The organism is Bradyrhizobium sp. B124 (assembly GCF_038967635.1).
GTDB lineage: Bacteria > Pseudomonadota > Alphaproteobacteria > Rhizobiales > Xanthobacteraceae > Bradyrhizobium.
The window spans coordinates 8,246,621-8,263,303 of the sequence record NZ_CP152413.1 but is presented as its reverse complement, the minus strand read 5'-3'; the positions used below and the strand labels follow the sequence as shown (position 1 = coordinate 8,263,303).

Genomic DNA, 16,683 nt, shown 5'->3' with positions numbered 1-16,683 from the left:
CCAGCGCATTCACCGAGCCGGCCAAAAACAACGGCGCGTCAATTGGTTGGCGCTGCCGTCTTGGTCTGCCGGATCGGCCGCTCGGCAGGCTTCGGGGGCTTCGCCGCACCGGTGAACAAGGCGAAGTCCACCGAGCGCTCGCCCTGTTTGAGCACAAGCCGGCGCGGCTCGATCCGCTCGACCTTCCAGCCGCTCACGTCGTCACCCGTGCGGACGCGCAGCACCTTGTCACCCTTGCTCGCCGCCCGAATCGCGGCGTGACCGTCGCCGTTCTCGCTGACGATGCCGAGCACCACCACGCTCGGCGGCGGCGGTGGCGGTGGCGGCGGTTCCTGCCGCGCCACCGGCGCGACCGGCTTCGCAGGCGGCCGCCGCGCGGCCGAGAACAGCGGCTTGTCCCTGGTCGCACTCAGCTGTTGCAGCGGCTGGAGCTCCACCGGATTGTCGGCGACGACCTCGCCACCTGCTGGAACTTCCGCAGCGCGCGCAAACGACGCGCAAAGACAAAGCACAGCGACCATCAACGACTGCAATGCGATCGACATCTGCCGGCTGTCCATTTGTCTGCGTGTAGTTGCGTGCGTCTATGTGCACCAGCGTCGACGGATCGTCATCCGCGCGTGCAACTATCAACCTGCGCCAGCAGCGTGCGTGTTGCAAGCCTTCTCGTTGCACGCGGCGCGCAAGGTGTCGCGCATCGCAGCGTGTATGCGTCAAATCTGTGAAGATGAATCACAGCCGGGCATTGTCGCCATGCACGTCGCGCGAGAGCTGTTGTAACGACGGCGTCATCCAAGCCGCACACACTCCAAGCGTGCAGTAGACGGTATCCAGCCGACGCTGCGGCTTCCGTCGACACCAAGATCGTCGAGACGAAACACCGGTATCAAAGACGTGGCGTCATGCGTTCGAGTCGCATCCGTGCCGGCCTCATGCCGCTGCTGCTCGGCGCCCTGTTCCTGGCGCTGGATTGCATTGTGACGTGCAGCACCGGGGCCGGACAGGCGCTCGCCGCGTGCGAGCTGCGCTCGCGCGGCGGTGTGATCAAGCGCGTCGTGCAGATCGAGCTCGACAACGTTCACCTGCGCCGCGACAATCCGAACGTTCCGTCGGACCTCGAGCAGATGCCACATTTGCGCGATTTCATCACGCGCGGCGGAATCATCGGGAGCAATCACCAGACCTCGCCGCTGGCCCAGACAGCCACGGACGCGCTCACGATCCTGACCGGTTTGCATGGCGACCGCATGGGCGTGCCGATCGGCGACAGCAGCGCTGCGTTCCGCAGCGACGGCAGCGTTGGCTTCGCCAGCGCCTTCGCCTACTGGACCGCGAACAGCAGCGACGGCAAGCCGCTGATGCTGGCCGACACCGGCAAGACCGTGCCCGCGCCCTGGGTGCCGTTCACCGCCGCCGGCTGCGACGTCGGCGCGTTCGCAACGACAGGTCTGACGCTGCAGGAGATCGGCCCCGAAATCGCGGCCACGCTCGGCGCGTCCGAACTGCGCGCTGCGGCCGGCGATCCGATCAAAGCGCACGCCGATCTGCTCGGCATCGCCATCCATTGCGCCCGCGGCAGTGCATTGTGCAGCAACGCCAATGCGCGTCCCGATCTGCTGCCCGATGAGCCGGGCGGCTACGCCGGCTTCAGCGCGTTGTTCGGAAACCGCAATGTGCAGCCGGTGATCTCGCCGGACGGCCCGGTCAAGGATCTTGGCGGCGACATCATCGACGACGACGCAGGCCACCCCGGCTTTCCCGGCGCGTCGGAGACAACGGCCGCCCAATCGCTCGGCTATGCCGCGGCGATGCTGGAGGCCGGCGTCCCGGTGATCTATGTCGGAATCGGCAATGCGCACCGGCCGGCCGCCGCGCGCCGGCGCGCCCTCGGCCCCGGCGAACGTGACCATGTCGCAAGGCTCGCGGCCGACGATGCGGCCTTCAAGGCCTTTATCGACCGGCTCGCGGCAAGCGGGATCTCCACGCGCAACACGCTGTTCGTCGTGGTGCCCACAGGCAACGACCGCTTTGTCGGCGGGCCACCCAGCCCGCCGGCGTGCGATGGCGTCGCGGTGCCGTGCAGCTACGGGCCGACCGGCGCGATTAGCATCGCCATCGATCGGCTGCTCGCGACCGAGCGGCGCAACGTCACCGCATTCAATGTTCAAGCCGGCAACACGCCGCCGTTCTACATTCGCGGCAATCCGCTATCCACCGATCCGCTGACGCGCACGCTCGCGCAGGACGTCGGCAAGCTTGGCATCGTCAACCCGGTCACCGGCAAGAGCGATCGCCTGACATCGATGGTCGCGGACCGCGCCCAGATGCAGCTCATGCACATGGTCACGGCAAGCCCCGCGCGCACGCCGCATGTCCTGATGTTCGCCGATCCCGACTACATCATCCGGACGGCCGCCAGCCGCGCCGATTGCGCACAGCCGCCGGCCTGCATTGCGGTCAATTCCGACACGGCGTGGGTGCGCGGCGACATCGCGCAGATTCTCGGTGGCAGCTGGTTCGGCATGGCCGGACCGGGCATAGCTCACCGTGGCGAGACACCGGACATCCTCTCGCACCACGCGGACCTGCGGCCCACCATGCTGGCATTGCTGGGCCTGATCGACCGCTACATCCACGACGGCGTCGTGCTTGTGGATGCGCTCGAAGCGAACGCGCTGCCAGCGGAGCTCGCAATCGATCGCGAGACCTACAGGGATCTGGCGCGCGCCGCCAAGACGATCAACGATCCGCTCGGCCAACTCGGACGCAACGGCCTTGCCCTTGCGACCCAAGCCATCAAGGGCGGCGACGTCGGCTATCAGCGCTATCTCGACACGATCGGCGCGATCACTGCGAGACGAGGCGCCCTGACACGCGAGATCAACACGCAACTCGATGGCGCGGCTTTCGGGCATCGACCGCTCAATCCGCCTTACGCCCGCGCACTGATCGGTCGCGCCGAGGCGCTGGTCAACGAGGTCGAGGATCTCGCCGGCAGCAGCCTGGCTCCTGCCGATCGTCCCTGGAAGGCAGCAAGCGATGCGCATTGACAACCGATCTGCCGGTGACACCGCGGCACCCCCGCGAGGCGGACAAGAGGGGCCGGTCGCGCGACGTCTCCAACCGTCCTGCCTCCCGCGCATGGCGTCGGTTGGCGCCGTGACCGGCACCTGGCTTGCGCTCGCCGGCCTGCTTGGCGGCTGCATGATGGACAAGGGCATCGACTTGCCTGGCCGCGACCAGGTGACCGACCCGATCCGCGATGCCGACTTGCGCGCGCGCTGGAACGGCCCGGTCGGCGGGACCTCCTCCGCCGTAACGGCATCCGCGCGCACGCAGCCGATGGTGTTTCCCGGCGCCGATCAGGATCTCGCGCCGGCGCCCGCGCAACGAGACGCCGCCACAACGGCGACGACCCGCCTGGCGAACGCCGTCGACAGCGACGTCGTCAGCGAGGGCGGCGGCATCGAGCTGAACTTTGACAATGCCGATATTCCGACGGTGGTGAAATCCGTGGTCGGTGACAGCCTCGGAATGAACTACGTCGTCGACCCGCGCGTGCAGGGCGTGATCACGCTGGCCTCCGCACAGCGGATTCCGCGCAAGGACGTGTTGCCGATCTTCGAGAGCGTGCTGCGAATGTCGAACGCGGCGCTGCTGCGCGAGGACAATCTGATCCGCATCGTGCCGCTGCCGGAGGCAGCTGGCGCCGGCGTCTCGGTCGTCGGGGCCGGACAGCCCGGCTATGGCGTCTCGATCGTACCCTTGCGCTTTGTCTCTGCCGCCGCGATCGGCAAGACCGCGGAAAGCTTCCTGTCGCGACCCGGCGCTGTGCGCGTCGATCAGGCCCGCAACGTGCTGTTGATCCAGGGCACCGCCTCCGAGCGCCAGGCGGCGCTCGGCGTCATCGGCACGCTCGATGTGGAGTGGCTGCGCAATCAATCGGTCGGGCTCTATCCGCTGAAGTCGACCGCGCCCGAGACCATGATCCGCGAGCTCGAGAAAGTCTTCGACACCGCCGACGGCGGACAGGGACAGGGCGTGATCAAGTTTCAGCCGGTGTCGCGCATGAACGCGGTGCTGGCAGTGAGCAAGAACAGCAAGGTGCTGGAACGCGCCACCCAATGGGTGCGGCGGCTGGACCGCTCCGATCCCACCGGCACGACGGTGCGGGTCTACAGCCTGCGCTTCGGCAACGCGCGCAGCATTGCCCGCATCCTCAACGAGATGTTCGTCGGCCGCAGCTCGCAATCGGCCGGTGACGGCCAGACCAGTCCGACCGCGCCCGGTCAGAGCGGAACGACATCGCGGATCGACTCGCTCGGTGCCGGCACGCTCAGCAGCAGCAACAATCCGACGACGGCCACCCAGGGCGGCACCGACAATTCCGGCACCGCCAATCGCAACGGCGCGGCCCAGGTCGGATTCTCCGATCGCAAGGACGACGACCAGGATACTGCGGGACCGGGCGGCGGCGGGACCGGGCTGGGCTCGCTTCCGCGCGGCATATTTCAGAATGTTCGGGTCACCGCCGACAAATCGACCAATGCGATCATGGTCTATTCCAACCAGGAGGACTATCTCGTGATCGAGCGGGCGATCGAGTCGCTGGATCGGCCGCGGCTGCAAGTCGCCGTCGATGCCATGGTCGCCGAGGTTACGCTCACCGACCAGCTGCAGTATGGCGTGCAGGCCTATCTGACCAGCGCCAACGCCGGCGCCGGCCCCGACAAGGGTTCGGTCGGCCTGTTCGGCGCCGCGCAATCCGCCGCCCAGACCGCGCTGCTCGCACGGGTGCTGCCGGGATTCAACCTGCTGCTCGGTGCCGAGGCCAACCCCAAGCTGGTGCTCAACGCGCTGTCCACCCTGACCACCGTCAAGGTGCTGTCGGCTCCGTCGCTCGTGGTCTCCGACAACGAGCCGGCGATCCTCGAGGTCGGCGACCAGGTGCCGATTTCGACCGGCAGCACCGTCACCGGCCTCAATGTGGTGAGTAGCATCAGCCGGCAGAACACCGGCATCATCCTGAAGGTTCTGCCGCACGTGCATCCGAACGGATCGATCGAGCTCGAGATCGAGCAGGAGGTCTCCAATGTCGTCAATCCGGGCGGCGCGAGCGCCCAGAACCTGACGCCCACCATCTCGCAGCGGCGGATCCATTCGACGGTCGGCACCAGCAGCGGCCAGACCGTGCTGCTCGGCGGTCTCATCAAGGAGGACGACGAGCGTTCGGTGGCCGGATTGCCCGGCCTCAACCAGATCAAATATCTCGGCGACCTGCTCAGCCAGAAGAGCGACACCAAGCTCCGCTCCGAGATCATCGTGTTCGTCACGACGAAGCTGGTGCGCAACGGCCACGACGCCCAGGTGGTGGCCGAGGAATTCCGCGAGCGTCTCGACAGCATGCGGCGCGCACCCTCGACCTTCGATGCGCCGGGCGCGGCACCGCCATCTGTCGCGCGCAAATGAGACCGAGGCCGCCGATGGCGATGGTGTCATCCATGCTGCGGGTCCTGGGAGCGGCCATCTTCGGCACGGCCGCGACCGCCGCCGAGCTGAGCAGCGTGGCTCTCAAAGGCGACGTCACCATCATCGCGCTCAGCGGCGATGTCGCCCAAGGCGACACGGAGGCTGCGGAAACACTGATCAAGGCGGCCAATGACGGCAACCGCCTGATCTCGGCCGTACGGCTCGATTCACCGGGCGGCAGCCTCGCCGAGGCGGTCAAGCTCGCCGGCCTGATCCGCAGGGCGAAGCTGCCGACTATCGTTGCGGCCGGATCGCGCTGCGCGTCGGCCTGCTTCATCGTATTCGCGGCGGGAAACGAGAAATTCGCCAGCTATGAGGCCGCGATCGGCGTCCACGGCGTGTCCGATAAATTCGGCCATGAGACCGCGCAAACCGAAGAGGCGACCATCGCCATGGCGCGCATCGCAAGCGGGTTCGGCGTGCCGCCGCGCATCATCGGACAGATGCTGGCGACGCACGCCCACGAGATCGCGTGGCTGACGCCCGACGATCTGCGCGCCATGGGCGCCATCATGACCGATCGGCCAGGACGCCACGCCCCGCCGCCAACATCGCCTGACGATCGCTGGCTTGCCGGGCTCGATCATCAACCGGAAGACGGAACGACGAGATCGCAAGGGGCCGATCAGCGCGCGCACGAGGCCGCGGGCAAACCCGGGGCGCACGCGTTGCCATGGCAGAAGAGGTAAGGCGGTGTCATTGCTCGTTGCTGGCGGCGCTGGTCAGCTTCTCCAACGAGATGTCTCCGGCAGTCCCGCTGCCTCCCTCCTGGCCATCGGAGCCATAAGAGAGGATATCGTAAGCATCATGTTCGCCGGGCGCCCGATAGATATAAGGATGGCTCCATGGGTCATTTGGAACCATTCCGCCCTTGAGGTAGGGACCGTTCCAGTTGGCAGCGCCTGACGTCCGCTGCACCAGCGCCGTGAGCCCCTCCGCAGTCGACGGGTAACGGCCGGTATCGAGCTGGAACAGGTCGAGTGCGCTCGCAAAGCTCCGCATCTGGATCTTGGCGGCCTTGACCTTCGATTCACTCAGGTAACTCAGCACGCGTGGGCCGACCAGCCCCATGATCAAGCCGATAATGGCGATGACAACCAGCATCTCGACAAGCGTGAATCCGCGCTCGCTCTGCCGCGTCGCGTTCCGGCCGATACGCCGCGAAGTCAGGATCGCATTTTGCTTCGGCATCGTTGTTTGTCCGGTGAGCTTCAAGGTCGAGAGCCGTCACGGTTGTTGTCGGCGCCCAGCGAATAATTCCGGGCGCCTCGAAGAGGCGCCCGGTCGCGTCATGTGCTTGACACTGTCCTGGCGTGGCGCAACCGGGATTGCGCCACCCGCAACCGCGTCGCTTTACTTGGCGCCGCCGCTGGCGCCGTTGGCAACGTTCAGGCAGCCGTTCGCCTGGGTGGCGGCCGCGGCGGAGATGGCGGTCGTCAAAGAGCCCCAGTACTGCTTCTTGATGTTCTGGGCATAATTGACCGGAACCAGGTGGAAGCCTGCGTTCTGGACCACCGCCGAGACATCCGGATCAAAGTTGCCATCGCCGGAATCGGCGCCGGCAATGTAGGTCGTCAGGAAGTTGACGAGGTTGGTGACGCGGTTGGAGTCGGCCTGGACGTTGTAGCAGCTATACAGGTCGAGGAAGGTGGTGCCGCTGAGCGGATAGGCGTTCAGCCTGTTCGTGAGCGGCAGAACCGGCAGGCCCGTCACGGTCACGCCGGACTGGGTGACGGCGCCGAACACGTTGGCATAGATGTTGTAGTCGTTCCAGGTCCAGGTCGTGGACGGCGTCTTGAGCCTGGTGTCACCCCATGCGGCGTTGGCGCCAGCCGGCGTCGGCGCGATGAACGTCAAGTTCGCCGGACGGGTGGCCGGCGGGGTCACAGAGTTGTTCGGAACGTAGGTCCCCGCGCTGCGGAGCTGCTCGTTCTGCAGCGCTGCCGAGAGCGGCGCGGCGATGGTCCCAACCTGGGTGGTGTAAGGCTGGGTGAAGTCGGCGCTGACATATCCGATGCGGCCTGCATTGCCGCTGCCGGTGCTGATCGCCGATGCCACGCCACCACTGCCGGTCGCGGGGACCCAGGCGTTTGTCGCCGTCGTGTTGTTCCAGCCACCCGCGCCGCGGACGGCGTTGATACGGGTGATCAGGTTGCTGAAGGACGTGCTCGGCAGGGTCGTGGTGTTGAAGATCGAGGTGTAGCCGAACGCACCGGTGGAATCGAGCAGCGGGCAGACCGCCTTGAGATAGTTGGTCAGGATGAAGCTCGTGCCGCTGCCATCGCCGCGGTACACGATCTTGATCGGCAGCGACGAGCTCGAATAGGCCTGCAGCGTTCCCCCGCTGTTGGCGTTGGCGTAATTGAAAGCCGCGAGCTGCTGCGTCCCGGTCTTGTCCAGGTACGGGATCTTGTTGGCGGTGACATCGTTCCAGTCGGTGACCAGACCGGTGAAGATCGCGCACAGTTGCCCCGTGGTGAGCTGGATGGCGGCGCCCTGGTTGGCCTGGGTGCCGGGCGTGGTGCCTGCGCCCGCGACCGACGAGTTCACCGTCATCGTGCTGGTGTTGACGCCGATCGCGACGTTGACTTCGAAAGCCGGGATCTGGATCGGATTGCCGTACACGGTCGTCTGATAGGCGACCGACGCCGTCGAGGTACTGTTCAGCGTGATCTGGGTCAGCGCGCCGCCGGTGGTGGTCCAGCCCTGCGTCGGGTTGAAGCTGACCGACGATGTCGTGAGCGCCGCCAGGGTGCTGCCGAGCGGCGAGTCCGACAGGCCGATATCGACGCGCGGATAGGGATAGCTGCCGAACTTGGTCGCCGGGCTTCCCGGATTGGCGAGGTCGATCATCGCGGGTTGGTTCGCGGGCAGCGGCGTGGCGATCGAAATGTTGGCCGACGCGTTCGGCGTGACCGTGCCGTTGTACCACTGCCGCGGATTGTTGGTGATGAAGCCGCGCACGCCGTTGCCGCTGCCGACACCGGCATACATGCCTTGCACCGGCACGCTCACCAGCGTGCAGGTGGTCGGCAGTTTGCCCCGGGCCGGGAAGCTGGAGTCGAACGCGAAGCCGTCGGGATAAGTGGTGCCGGAGCCGACGATGCCGCCCATGTAACAGTCGAAGATCTGCCGGAAGGCTTCCGAGGCGAGCGTGCTGCCGCCCGCGTAGATACCGGCCGTGGCGGTGGAGGCCTGCGCGTTCGCGGGCGTGATGGTCGAGGACGCGAGCAGGGCGAGCACCGAGGCGGTGCCGAGCATGTATCTGGACGATTGCATTTTCATTGCGCTGTTCCTGTGGGGTTGATCACCACCGGCACATCGTCATCGCGTCGTCATCAGAGCGCAAAGTAATCTTCAAACAAGAAGAAGTTTATTTTGCCACTCAATCAAGATTTGTTGGAACAAATCTACGATCAAGAAAGTATCTCTGCCGTCGACGTCATGTCTCCGTCGCCGATGATTGACTTCACGTCTGATAGACAATTCGACGATCGGCTTCGCGCAGGGATTATTTTCGATGAGCATCCGAAAAACATCTTGGCAATACCACATCAGATGCTCTATGGACTCCTCGTCCGATGGCTCGCCGTATGATCGCAAACTATCGATAGAGCAATCTCTGCGGGCTTTCATTCAAGCGAGGCCTCCCACATGGAAGACAACTCGAGCGGACGTCTTGCGATTCGTGTGGGGCATGGCGGCCATGCAATTTTGGCGCGCCCGCTGACAAATTATCCGGCAACCAACTTGAAGCGGGCGCAAGCTCTGCATCAAGAGGGCGTGGCGCACGCACGACAGGATCGCTGGCGCCAGGCACTGCGCGCATTCAACGAAGCCGCGCGGCTCGCGCCCGACCAGTCCGGCTTCAATTATTGCAAGGGCGTTGCGCTGTGCCGGTTCGATCGTTTCGACGACGCGCGCGAGGCATTCGCCGCGGAACTCAGGGTGACACCGACGCATGCGCCGGCGCTTGCCGAAATCGGCACCTGCCTTGCCCGCACCGGACGCACCCGGGACGGCATTCCCTATCTCCAGGATGGGCTGCGTCTGCTGCCGAACATGCCGCTCGCACAATACAGTCTCGGTCTCGCGCTTCTGACCGAGAACCGGCGCAGCGAGGCGCTCGCGGCGCTGGACAAGGCGATCGAGCTCGATGCCGGGTATGGCGAAGCCTACCGTACCCGCGGCCTCGCCTATGTGATGGACGGACAGTTCGACAAGGCGGTCGACGATCTCCGCGCCGCCTCAACGATCGACAGCGACAATTACAAGGCGATCATCGAACTCGGCATGAACTTCGGTGTCGCCGCGCGCGACCAGCAGGCGGCGCGGTTGTTCGAGATCGCCGCCGAGAGCGCGCCGAGCGTCGCGCTGCCGCAATATCTCTATGGTCACTTCCTGATCAATCATCGCGCGTTCGAGCGCGGGCTCTCTTATGTCGATCGCGCGCTCGCAATCGATCCCCTGCAGGCGGAGCATCATGTCGGCCGCGGCTTCGGATTGCTCGGACAGGGCCGCATCGAGGACGCCGTCGCAGCCTATCGGCGCGCAGGCGAGCTCGATCCCGGTAGCGCCGGCATCGCCGGAACCCTGCTGTTCGCACTTCAGCACAAACCAGGCGTGACCCGCGAGGAGCTGCTGCGCGAGCACAGGCGATGGGCGGTGCTCTACCGGCCGAGCGCGCCGTTCAATCGCCTTGCATTCGCCAACGCGCCGGATCCGGCGCGCAAGCCGCGGCTCGGCCTGGTGTCGGCGGACCTACATCGCCATGCGGTGTCGTTCCTCGTCCTGCGCGCCTTCGAGGCGCTCGCCGCACTCGGCTACGAGATCTTCTGCTACAAGACCGACAGCAAGCGGCAAGACGACGACTTCAGCGAACGCTACAAGGAGATCTCGCTCTCCTGGCGCGACGTATCCGGGATGGACGACCCGGCGCTGGGACGGCAGATCGCCGAGGACCGTGTCGACGTCCTGTTCGATCTCGCCGGCCACACCGCCGGCAACCGCCTCTCGCTGTTCGCAATGCGCGCGGCGCCGATCCAGCTCAGCTGGGCCGGCTATGTCGGCACGGTCGGGCTCGATACCTATGACGGCCTGATCGCCGATCCGGTCGAGATTCCGCCGGAGCACGACGCGAGCTATGTCGAGCGCCCGATCCGCCTGCCCGACTGCTATGTTTGCTATCACCCGCCGGCGAAAGCCCCCGACGTGCCGCCGCTGCCAAGCTTGAGTGGTGGCCGCTTCACGTTCGGCTGCTTCAATCGTCCGGCCAAGCTCAACAGCGAGCTTGGCAAGGCCTGGGCGCGGATTCTCGCGCAAGTGCCGGACTCGCGCATCCTGATGGTTTATGGCGGTCTCGGCGAGACCAGCACGCGCGACGCGGTCTACAACGTGCTCGGCCAGGGCGGCGTTCCGCGCGAGCGGGTCGAGCTGGTCGGCGAAACCGAGCAGGACAAGCTGCTGGTGGCCTATGGCGAGGTCGATATCGCGCTCGATCCGTTTCCTTATTCTGCCGGCGTCACGACGCTCGAGGCGATGTGGATGGGCGTTCCGACCGTGACTTTCGTCGGCGACACCTTCGCCGGCCGTCACTCGGCGGCCCACCTCACTGCAGCGGGGCTGGGCAGCTTTTGCGCGCACAGCATCGACGACTACGTCGCGATGGCAGTTGGCTGGACGCACCGGCGCGATGAACTCGCCGAGTTGCGCCGCACCCTGCGCGACCGCGTAGCCGCCTCGCCGCTCTGCGACGCCCCGCGTTTCGCCGACAATCTCTCCCGCGAACTGATGAAACTCTGGGCGGAGTGGTGCGAGGCCCGCGCGAACGCGGTGGCCTAGCCGCGATCGCAGGTGAAGCGGACAAGGGTGCGGTCCTCTGCAGTATCGCGAAGGACACGCAGGTCGACAGTCAAAGGGTGCGTCGATGTCGAAAGCAGGGTTCAGCGAAGCGCAGACGATGCGTGCAGGGCTGGCGATGCTCGATCAGGCTTCATCCGGGCGGCGCGCGGAATTCATCCAGACCGTCATGGACCGCGCCATCGCGCTGTTTCGTGACGGCCAGCTGGACAGCGCGGATCTGCTGCTCGAGACGATGGAGCAGGAACCCGAGGTGCGGTCGCACGTCCTGCATATCCGCGGCGTGATCGCGCTGCAGCGGAACGAGGACGAGCGCGCGCTGGAGCTGATCGAGGAAGCGGTCAGGCTCAATCCCGCCGACGGCGAGGCGCATGGCAATCTCGGCGTTCTGCTGCTGAAGAGCCGCCAGTACCCGCAGGCGCTGGCCGCCTACACCGCCGCGCTGACGCTGCGGCCGGACAATGCGGCGGCGCAGCTCGGCCTCGCCCGCGCACTGGCGACGCTCGAGCTGAGCGATTTCGCCGACGACGTATTCCGCGACCTGATCAGGAGTTCCCCCGATTACATCGATGCGATCGTCGATTTCGGATGGCTGCTCAGCGACACCAACCGGCACGACGCGGGCATCGCGTTGCTGCACGACGCGCTGGAACGATATCCCACCCGTACAGAACTGCGCACCGTGCTCGCCGTCTGCCTGTTCGGCGTCGGCAACTGGTCGGCGGCCTGGGCGGAATATGAGGGGCGGCTGTCGGATCCGCGTGTCAACAGGCATCTGATCTCGACCGACCGGCCGCGCTGGCAGGGTGAGGATCTTGCCGGCAGGACCATCCTGCTGCAATCCGAGCAAGGCTTTGGCGACACCCTCCAGTTCGTGCGCTACGCACCGATGGTGAAAGCGCGGGGCGGCCGCGTGATCCTGCGAACGCCGCCAGTCTTGCTGTCGTTGATGCAAACCGTCGCCGGCGTCGATGCTGTCGTCAGCGACGCGACCGCAGCGCCGGCATTCGACGTCCACCTGCCGCTGCTGTCCTTGCCGCGGATCTTCGATACCCAGATCGACACGGTTCCGGCGGCAGCTCCCTATGTCACCCCCGATCCGGATATGGTCACGCGATGGCGCGAGCGCCTCGGCGGCAACTCCGGCCCCGGCATGTCCGTTGGCCTGGTGTGGCAAGGCAATCCCGGCCATCTCAATGATCAGCGCCGCTCGATCCGGCTCGATCTGCTGCGCCCCCTGCTCGACTGTCCGGGTGCACGATTTGTCAGCCTGCAGATCGGACGCGGGCGCGAGCAGCTCGCCGACTTCGACGATCGCATCCTCGATACCGGTGCGCAGATCGATGCGGCATCCTTCGCCGATGCCGCCGCGATCATCGGCAATCTCGACCTCGTCATCTCGATCGACAGTGCCATCGCGCATCTGGCCGGCGCGATGGGCAAGCCGGTCTGGATCCTGCTCGCCAATGGCAGCGATTGGCGTTGGCTCCGCGATCGCAACGATACCCCGTGGTATCCACAAGCCCGGCTATTCCGGCAAGCAAGACCGGGCGATTGGGCTGAAGTGATCGGACGGTTGAACTGCGAACTCAGGTCCCTCGCCGGGGCCGGGTCTGCGTTGCCGGCGGAACCGATCGCGGACCCGATCACGAACTCCGCGCTCAAGATGACGGTGCCCCATGACGAGGGCGACGCGCTGGTATGCGATGCCCTGTTCGTCGAGGCGTGCCGCCAGCATCGTGCAGGCAAACCGGATCGCGCAGCGAAACTATTCGAGCATGTCCTTTCCCTCGACCACGGACACATCAACACACTGTGCAATCTCGGCGCGATCGAGCTCGGCTTCGGCCATCATGAGCGCGCGTACACGCTGTTGCAGACCGCGGTGGCGGCGGCGCCCAATCTGGCGCCGGCGCGCATCGCGCTCGCCGACGTGCTGATCGCGACGCACAGGACGGAACAAGCGGTTGCTCAGTACCGCAAGGCGGTCGAGCTTACGCCAACGAGCGTCGACGCTCACGCGGCATACGCAAATGCGCTGCGGAAGCTTGGCCGTGATGAGCAGCCGAGCGGCATGCACGCCGATATGGTGAAGCGCCAACTTCATCAGCACTACCGCAAGGCGCTGGAACTCGCCCCCGCCAGTGACGCACTGCATGCGCAGTATGCACTGGCATTGTGCGAACTTGGCGATCTCGATAACGCCATGCCGCATTTCCTGGCAGCGACGAAGATCAATCAGCAGCAATCTTCGGAATTCTACGAATCGCTTGGGCGCGCATGCGCCGCACGCGGCAATTCGCAGGGCGCCGAAATCAGCCTGAAACACGCAGTTGCACTCGATCCGCGCCGCGTAACCGCCCATTGTGCACTTGCCGACGTCTATCTCATGCTCGAGCGACCCGATGAAGCATCGGCAAGTTTCCATGAAGCGCTGGCGATCGATGCCGCAAGTACGGCCGCGCTACACGGACTTCAACGGACGCTTACAGCGCAGCGGAACACAGTCATCAACGGACTATCGTGACATGCGTTGCGTTGCCGGTGATCGCGTTGTTGCCCGCGTCGCAGCCGATGTCTGCGATAGACTTGGGGAATGCGCAATCACACCGGACAAAAATCAATTCTGCATCATCGACTGTGACGCGGCATGTCGCGACGTGAGCACTCGTTGTGGTTTCATTTCCATGTCACCAACCACAGATAGAAGTGTCGCGACCGACTTGAAATGTGACGATTGCCGCGGTTGGGGATGGGGCCCCTGCAATGAGCGACACCAATCGAACGGCGTTGCTCGCGCTCCTCGTCACAAGCTACGACGATCTCAAACAACGTTTGACGCGCCGGACCGGGTCGGCCGATCTCGCCGACGAGGCCTTGCAGGATACGTTTCTGCGCTTGAGCAAGGCAGACGGCATCGGACCCGTTCGCGATTTGCCAGCATATCTGTTCCGCGTGGCGATGAGCGCCATCAGCAATCGGCGCGTTGCCGAACGGCGCCGTCGCACAGTGCCGCAAGCGGATGCGCTATTCGATCTACCGGACGATACTCCCGGCCCGGACCGCATCATCGAGGCGCGATCCGAGATCGGAGCGCTGCGCCGCGCCATCCAGGAGCTACCGACCCGTCGCCGGGAGATCTTCATGGCGATATGTGTTGAAGAAGTACCGTTGCAACAAGTGGCAAAACGGTTTGGCATCAGCGTGCGCACGGTCCAGGTCGAGATCAAGCAGGCGCTGGTGCATTGCGCGGTGTGCATCGATCGGAACGCGCACATGCCGCGGGCTGCGTTTCGGCGCCGATTTCCATTCACCGAGCGGGAGCGCGCGGCGCTGCATCCAGCTGGCGATGGCGATACGGTGCTCGACCGGCGATTGCCCTTGGGCGGCAGCAGGTGATGCGCAATGGCAAGACAAATCCATATCGTCCGTCGTGCCGAGGTGGCCACATCGCGCCCGGCGCTTGAGGTGCAATGTCTTCACCACGTTCGGCAACGCTCTGCGCGACGATCACGCGGCCAGCAGCCGCACGGCATAGTCGACCAGCTGTGCAGGCCGGTTCAATCGGAGTTGCGCGATGCTAGCGCATGAGAGCGATGCGCCTGCGACACCGGCCGCACCGCCGGTCGACTTCATGACGTATCTCGCCGGCAAGGGCGCATTGCGCGACAGCCAGAAGGATGAAGGGGCTGCTCGCCCGCGTCACGCCGACGGATCAGCCGGCCATGTCGACTGGAGCGCCATCTCCAAGCTGACACCCTCGGCGCTGGCCGACGAGCTGGCCAGCTTTTACCGATGCGACCGGGTTCGTCGCGACGATCTGGTCGACGGGCGCTTTGCCGGCGGCGAGATGTCGACCCGCTTCCTCAAGGAGGAGCGCCTCTTTCCCTACGAGGGCGCGGCCGGGACGTTACGTCTCGCACTGGCCTCCCCGATTGACGATGAAACGTTGCGCGCGGTCGAACTCATGCTGCGCCGGCCGGTCGCGCTTGCGGCAGCGACCGCCGACGATCTGGAAGCCGCATTGTCGCTACGGCTCGAACCCGATCAAACAAGCGACGCCCCGCAGCCCGGGACGGCCGGTGGCGAGGACGATCTCGACAATCTGCGCGACCTCGCGCGCGGTGCGCCGGTGGTGCGGGCGCTTGACGACCTGCTCCGCCTGGCCGTCGAGCAGCGGGCGACCGATCTGCACATCGAGCCGACCGGCAATACACTGCAGGTTCGCCTGCGCGTCGACGGCATGCTGAAGAACGTGCCGGCACCGCCGATGGCGATGGCCAAGGGCATCCTGTCACGCCTCAAGATCATGGCCGGCCTTAACATCACCGAGCGCCGGCTGTCGCAGGACGGGCGCGCCCACATCCTGGTCGGCGGCAACGAGATCGACCTGCGGGTCGCCACCATGCCGACGATGCACGGCGAATGCGCCGTCATTCGGCTGTTGCGCAAGGGAGCCGGCCTGGTCTCGCTCGACCAGATCGGGCTCAACGCGCATCACGAGGCGGTTCTGCGCAAGGCGTTGCTTGCACCATACGGAATGGTCATCGTCACCGGCCCGACCGGGTCCGGCAAGACGACGACGCTCGCGGCATCGCTTGCCGCGATCAATGAACCCACCCGCAAGATCCTGACCATCGAGGACCCCGTCGAGTATCAGATCCCGGGTATCACCCAGACCCAGGTGCATCCAGGCATCGGGCTCACCTTCGCATCCGCGCTGCGCTCCTTCATGCGGCTCGACCCCGACGTCATCATGGTTGGCGAGATGCGCGATGCCGAGACCGCCCATATCGGCGTCCACGCTGCGCTGACCGGCCATCTGGTGCTGACGACGCTGCACACCAACACCGCCGCGGGCGCCGTGACGCGCCTGATCGACATGGGAATCGAGAGCTTCCTGCTGGCATCGTGCGCGCGGGTGATCGTGGCGCAGCGGCTGGTCCGGATCCTGTGCGACCACTGCAAGCAACATTACACCCTGTCGGCAGCGGATATCGCGGCGGATGAACGCTATGCGGCGCTTGGCATCGAGGCTGGCGAGGTGGTCTGCCGGCCCAAGGGCTGCGATTGGTGCAGCAACACAGGCTTCCGCGGACGCAAGGGCGTGTTCGAGATCATGGAGATCGGCGCGACGCTGCGACGGTCGATCGGCCCGAAGACCGATGCCTCCGAGCTCGAAGCCGTGGCCCGGCGCGCCGGCATGATTTCGATGACGGAGGATGGTGTCGCAAAATTGCGCGCCGGACAGACCACGCTCGACGAGATCTTCCGCCTGACCATGAGCCTGTAGGA

The 16,683-nt window shown here is 65.6% G+C and carries 11 protein-coding genes; 7 read left to right on the top strand and 4 right to left on the bottom strand.

Annotation, left to right across the window (positions count from 1 at the left end):
* Window positions 1-38: 38 nt before the first annotated feature.
* Window positions 39-545: a hypothetical protein gene (locus tag AAFG13_RS38835; RefSeq protein ID WP_212311427.1), complete on the bottom strand. Its 507-nt coding sequence runs from the start codon at window positions 543-545 to the stop codon at window positions 39-41.
* Window positions 546-902: 357 nt separating this feature from the next.
* Here AAFG13_RS38835 and AAFG13_RS38830 point away from each other — a divergent pair, with 357 nt between their 5' ends.
* The 3 genes from AAFG13_RS38830 to AAFG13_RS38820 all read left to right on the top strand — a co-directional run bounded on the left by AAFG13_RS38830 (window position 903) and on the right by AAFG13_RS38820 (window position 6,218).
* The gene (locus AAFG13_RS38830; protein ID WP_342710250.1) at window positions 903-3,050 is read left to right on the top strand and encodes a hypothetical protein; all 2,148 of its coding nucleotides are present in this window, start codon (window positions 903-905) and stop codon (window positions 3,048-3,050) included.
* Window positions 3,051-3,141: 91 nt separating this feature from the next.
* The gene (gspD, locus tag AAFG13_RS38825) at window positions 3,142-5,469 is read left to right on the top strand and encodes a type II secretion system secretin GspD (RefSeq protein ID WP_249131222.1); all 2,328 of its coding nucleotides are present in this window, start codon (window positions 3,142-3,144) and stop codon (window positions 5,467-5,469) included.
* A 32-nt stretch (window positions 5,470-5,501) separates the two neighbouring features.
* Complete coding sequence (locus tag AAFG13_RS38820; protein WP_212311430.1) at window positions 5,502-6,218, top strand: hypothetical protein; 717 nt, start codon at window positions 5,502-5,504, stop codon at window positions 6,216-6,218.
* A gap of 7 nt (window positions 6,219-6,225) precedes the next feature.
* Here the strand turns inward: AAFG13_RS38820 and gspG are convergent, their stop codons facing one another.
* Together gspG and AAFG13_RS38810 are read right to left on the bottom strand one after the other, a co-directional pair.
* On the bottom strand, window positions 6,226-6,720 hold the full coding sequence (gene gspG, locus AAFG13_RS38815; RefSeq protein ID WP_212311702.1) for a type II secretion system major pseudopilin GspG: 495 nt from the start codon (window positions 6,718-6,720) through the stop codon (window positions 6,226-6,228).
* 162 nt (window positions 6,721-6,882) lie between these two features.
* Window positions 6,883-8,814 carry a substrate-binding domain-containing protein gene (locus AAFG13_RS38810; RefSeq protein ID WP_212311431.1) on the bottom strand — a complete coding sequence of 644 codons (1,932 nt, stop codon included), beginning with the start codon at window positions 8,812-8,814 and terminating at the stop codon, window positions 6,883-6,885.
* A gap of 465 nt (window positions 8,815-9,279) precedes the next feature.
* Here AAFG13_RS38810 and AAFG13_RS38805 point away from each other — a divergent pair, with 465 nt between their 5' ends.
* Window positions 9,280-11,370 carry a tetratricopeptide repeat protein gene (locus tag AAFG13_RS38805; protein WP_342710249.1) on the top strand — a complete coding sequence of 697 codons (2,091 nt, stop codon included), beginning with the start codon at window positions 9,280-9,282 and terminating at the stop codon, window positions 11,368-11,370.
* A 151-nt stretch (window positions 11,371-11,521) separates the two neighbouring features.
* Here the strand turns inward: AAFG13_RS38805 and AAFG13_RS38800 are convergent, their stop codons facing one another.
* Window positions 11,522-12,028: a hypothetical protein gene (locus AAFG13_RS38800; protein ID WP_342710248.1), complete on the bottom strand. Its 507-nt coding sequence runs from the start codon at window positions 12,026-12,028 to the stop codon at window positions 11,522-11,524.
* Between AAFG13_RS38800 and AAFG13_RS38795 the strand changes: the two genes are divergently transcribed.
* The 3 genes from AAFG13_RS38795 (at window position 12,020) to AAFG13_RS38785 (ending at window position 16,681) form a co-directional block, all read left to right on the top strand.
* Window positions 12,020-13,915: a tetratricopeptide repeat protein gene (locus AAFG13_RS38795; protein ID WP_342710247.1), complete on the top strand. Its 1,896-nt coding sequence runs from the start codon at window positions 12,020-12,022 to the stop codon at window positions 13,913-13,915. The two genes, AAFG13_RS38800 and AAFG13_RS38795, sit on opposite strands and share 9 nt — an antisense overlap.
* 239 nt (window positions 13,916-14,154) lie before the next feature.
* Complete coding sequence (locus tag AAFG13_RS38790; protein WP_212311434.1) at window positions 14,155-14,787, top strand: sigma-70 family RNA polymerase sigma factor; 633 nt, start codon at window positions 14,155-14,157, stop codon at window positions 14,785-14,787.
* A 178-nt stretch (window positions 14,788-14,965) separates the two neighbouring features.
* The gene (locus AAFG13_RS38785; RefSeq protein ID WP_342710246.1) at window positions 14,966-16,681 is read left to right on the top strand and encodes a GspE/PulE family protein; all 1,716 of its coding nucleotides are present in this window, start codon (window positions 14,966-14,968) and stop codon (window positions 16,679-16,681) included.
* The last annotated feature ends 2 nt before the right edge of the window (window positions 16,682-16,683 follow it).

Coding starts and splice junctions, on each gene's coding strand:
- AAFG13_RS38790 (WP_212311434.1), top strand. CDS start 14,155: ATGAGCGACACCAATCGAACGGCGTTGCTCGCGCTCCTCGTCACAAGC.
- AAFG13_RS38785 (WP_342710246.1), top strand. CDS start 14,966: ATGCTAGCGCATGAGAGCGATGCGCCTGCGACACCGGCCGCACCGCCG.
- AAFG13_RS38810 (WP_212311431.1), bottom strand. CDS start 8,814: ATGAAAATGCAATCGTCCAGATACATGCTCGGCACCGCCTCGGTGCTC.
- gspG (WP_212311702.1), bottom strand. CDS start 6,720: ATGCCGAAGCAAAATGCGATCCTGACTTCGCGGCGTATCGGCCGGAAC.
- AAFG13_RS38830 (WP_342710250.1), top strand. CDS start 903: ATGCGTTCGAGTCGCATCCGTGCCGGCCTCATGCCGCTGCTGCTCGGC.
- AAFG13_RS38835 (WP_212311427.1), bottom strand. CDS start 545: ATGTCGATCGCATTGCAGTCGTTGATGGTCGCTGTGCTTTGTCTTTGC.
- gspD (WP_249131222.1), top strand. CDS start 3,142: ATGGCGTCGGTTGGCGCCGTGACCGGCACCTGGCTTGCGCTCGCCGGC.
- AAFG13_RS38820 (WP_212311430.1), top strand. CDS start 5,502: ATGCTGCGGGTCCTGGGAGCGGCCATCTTCGGCACGGCCGCGACCGCC.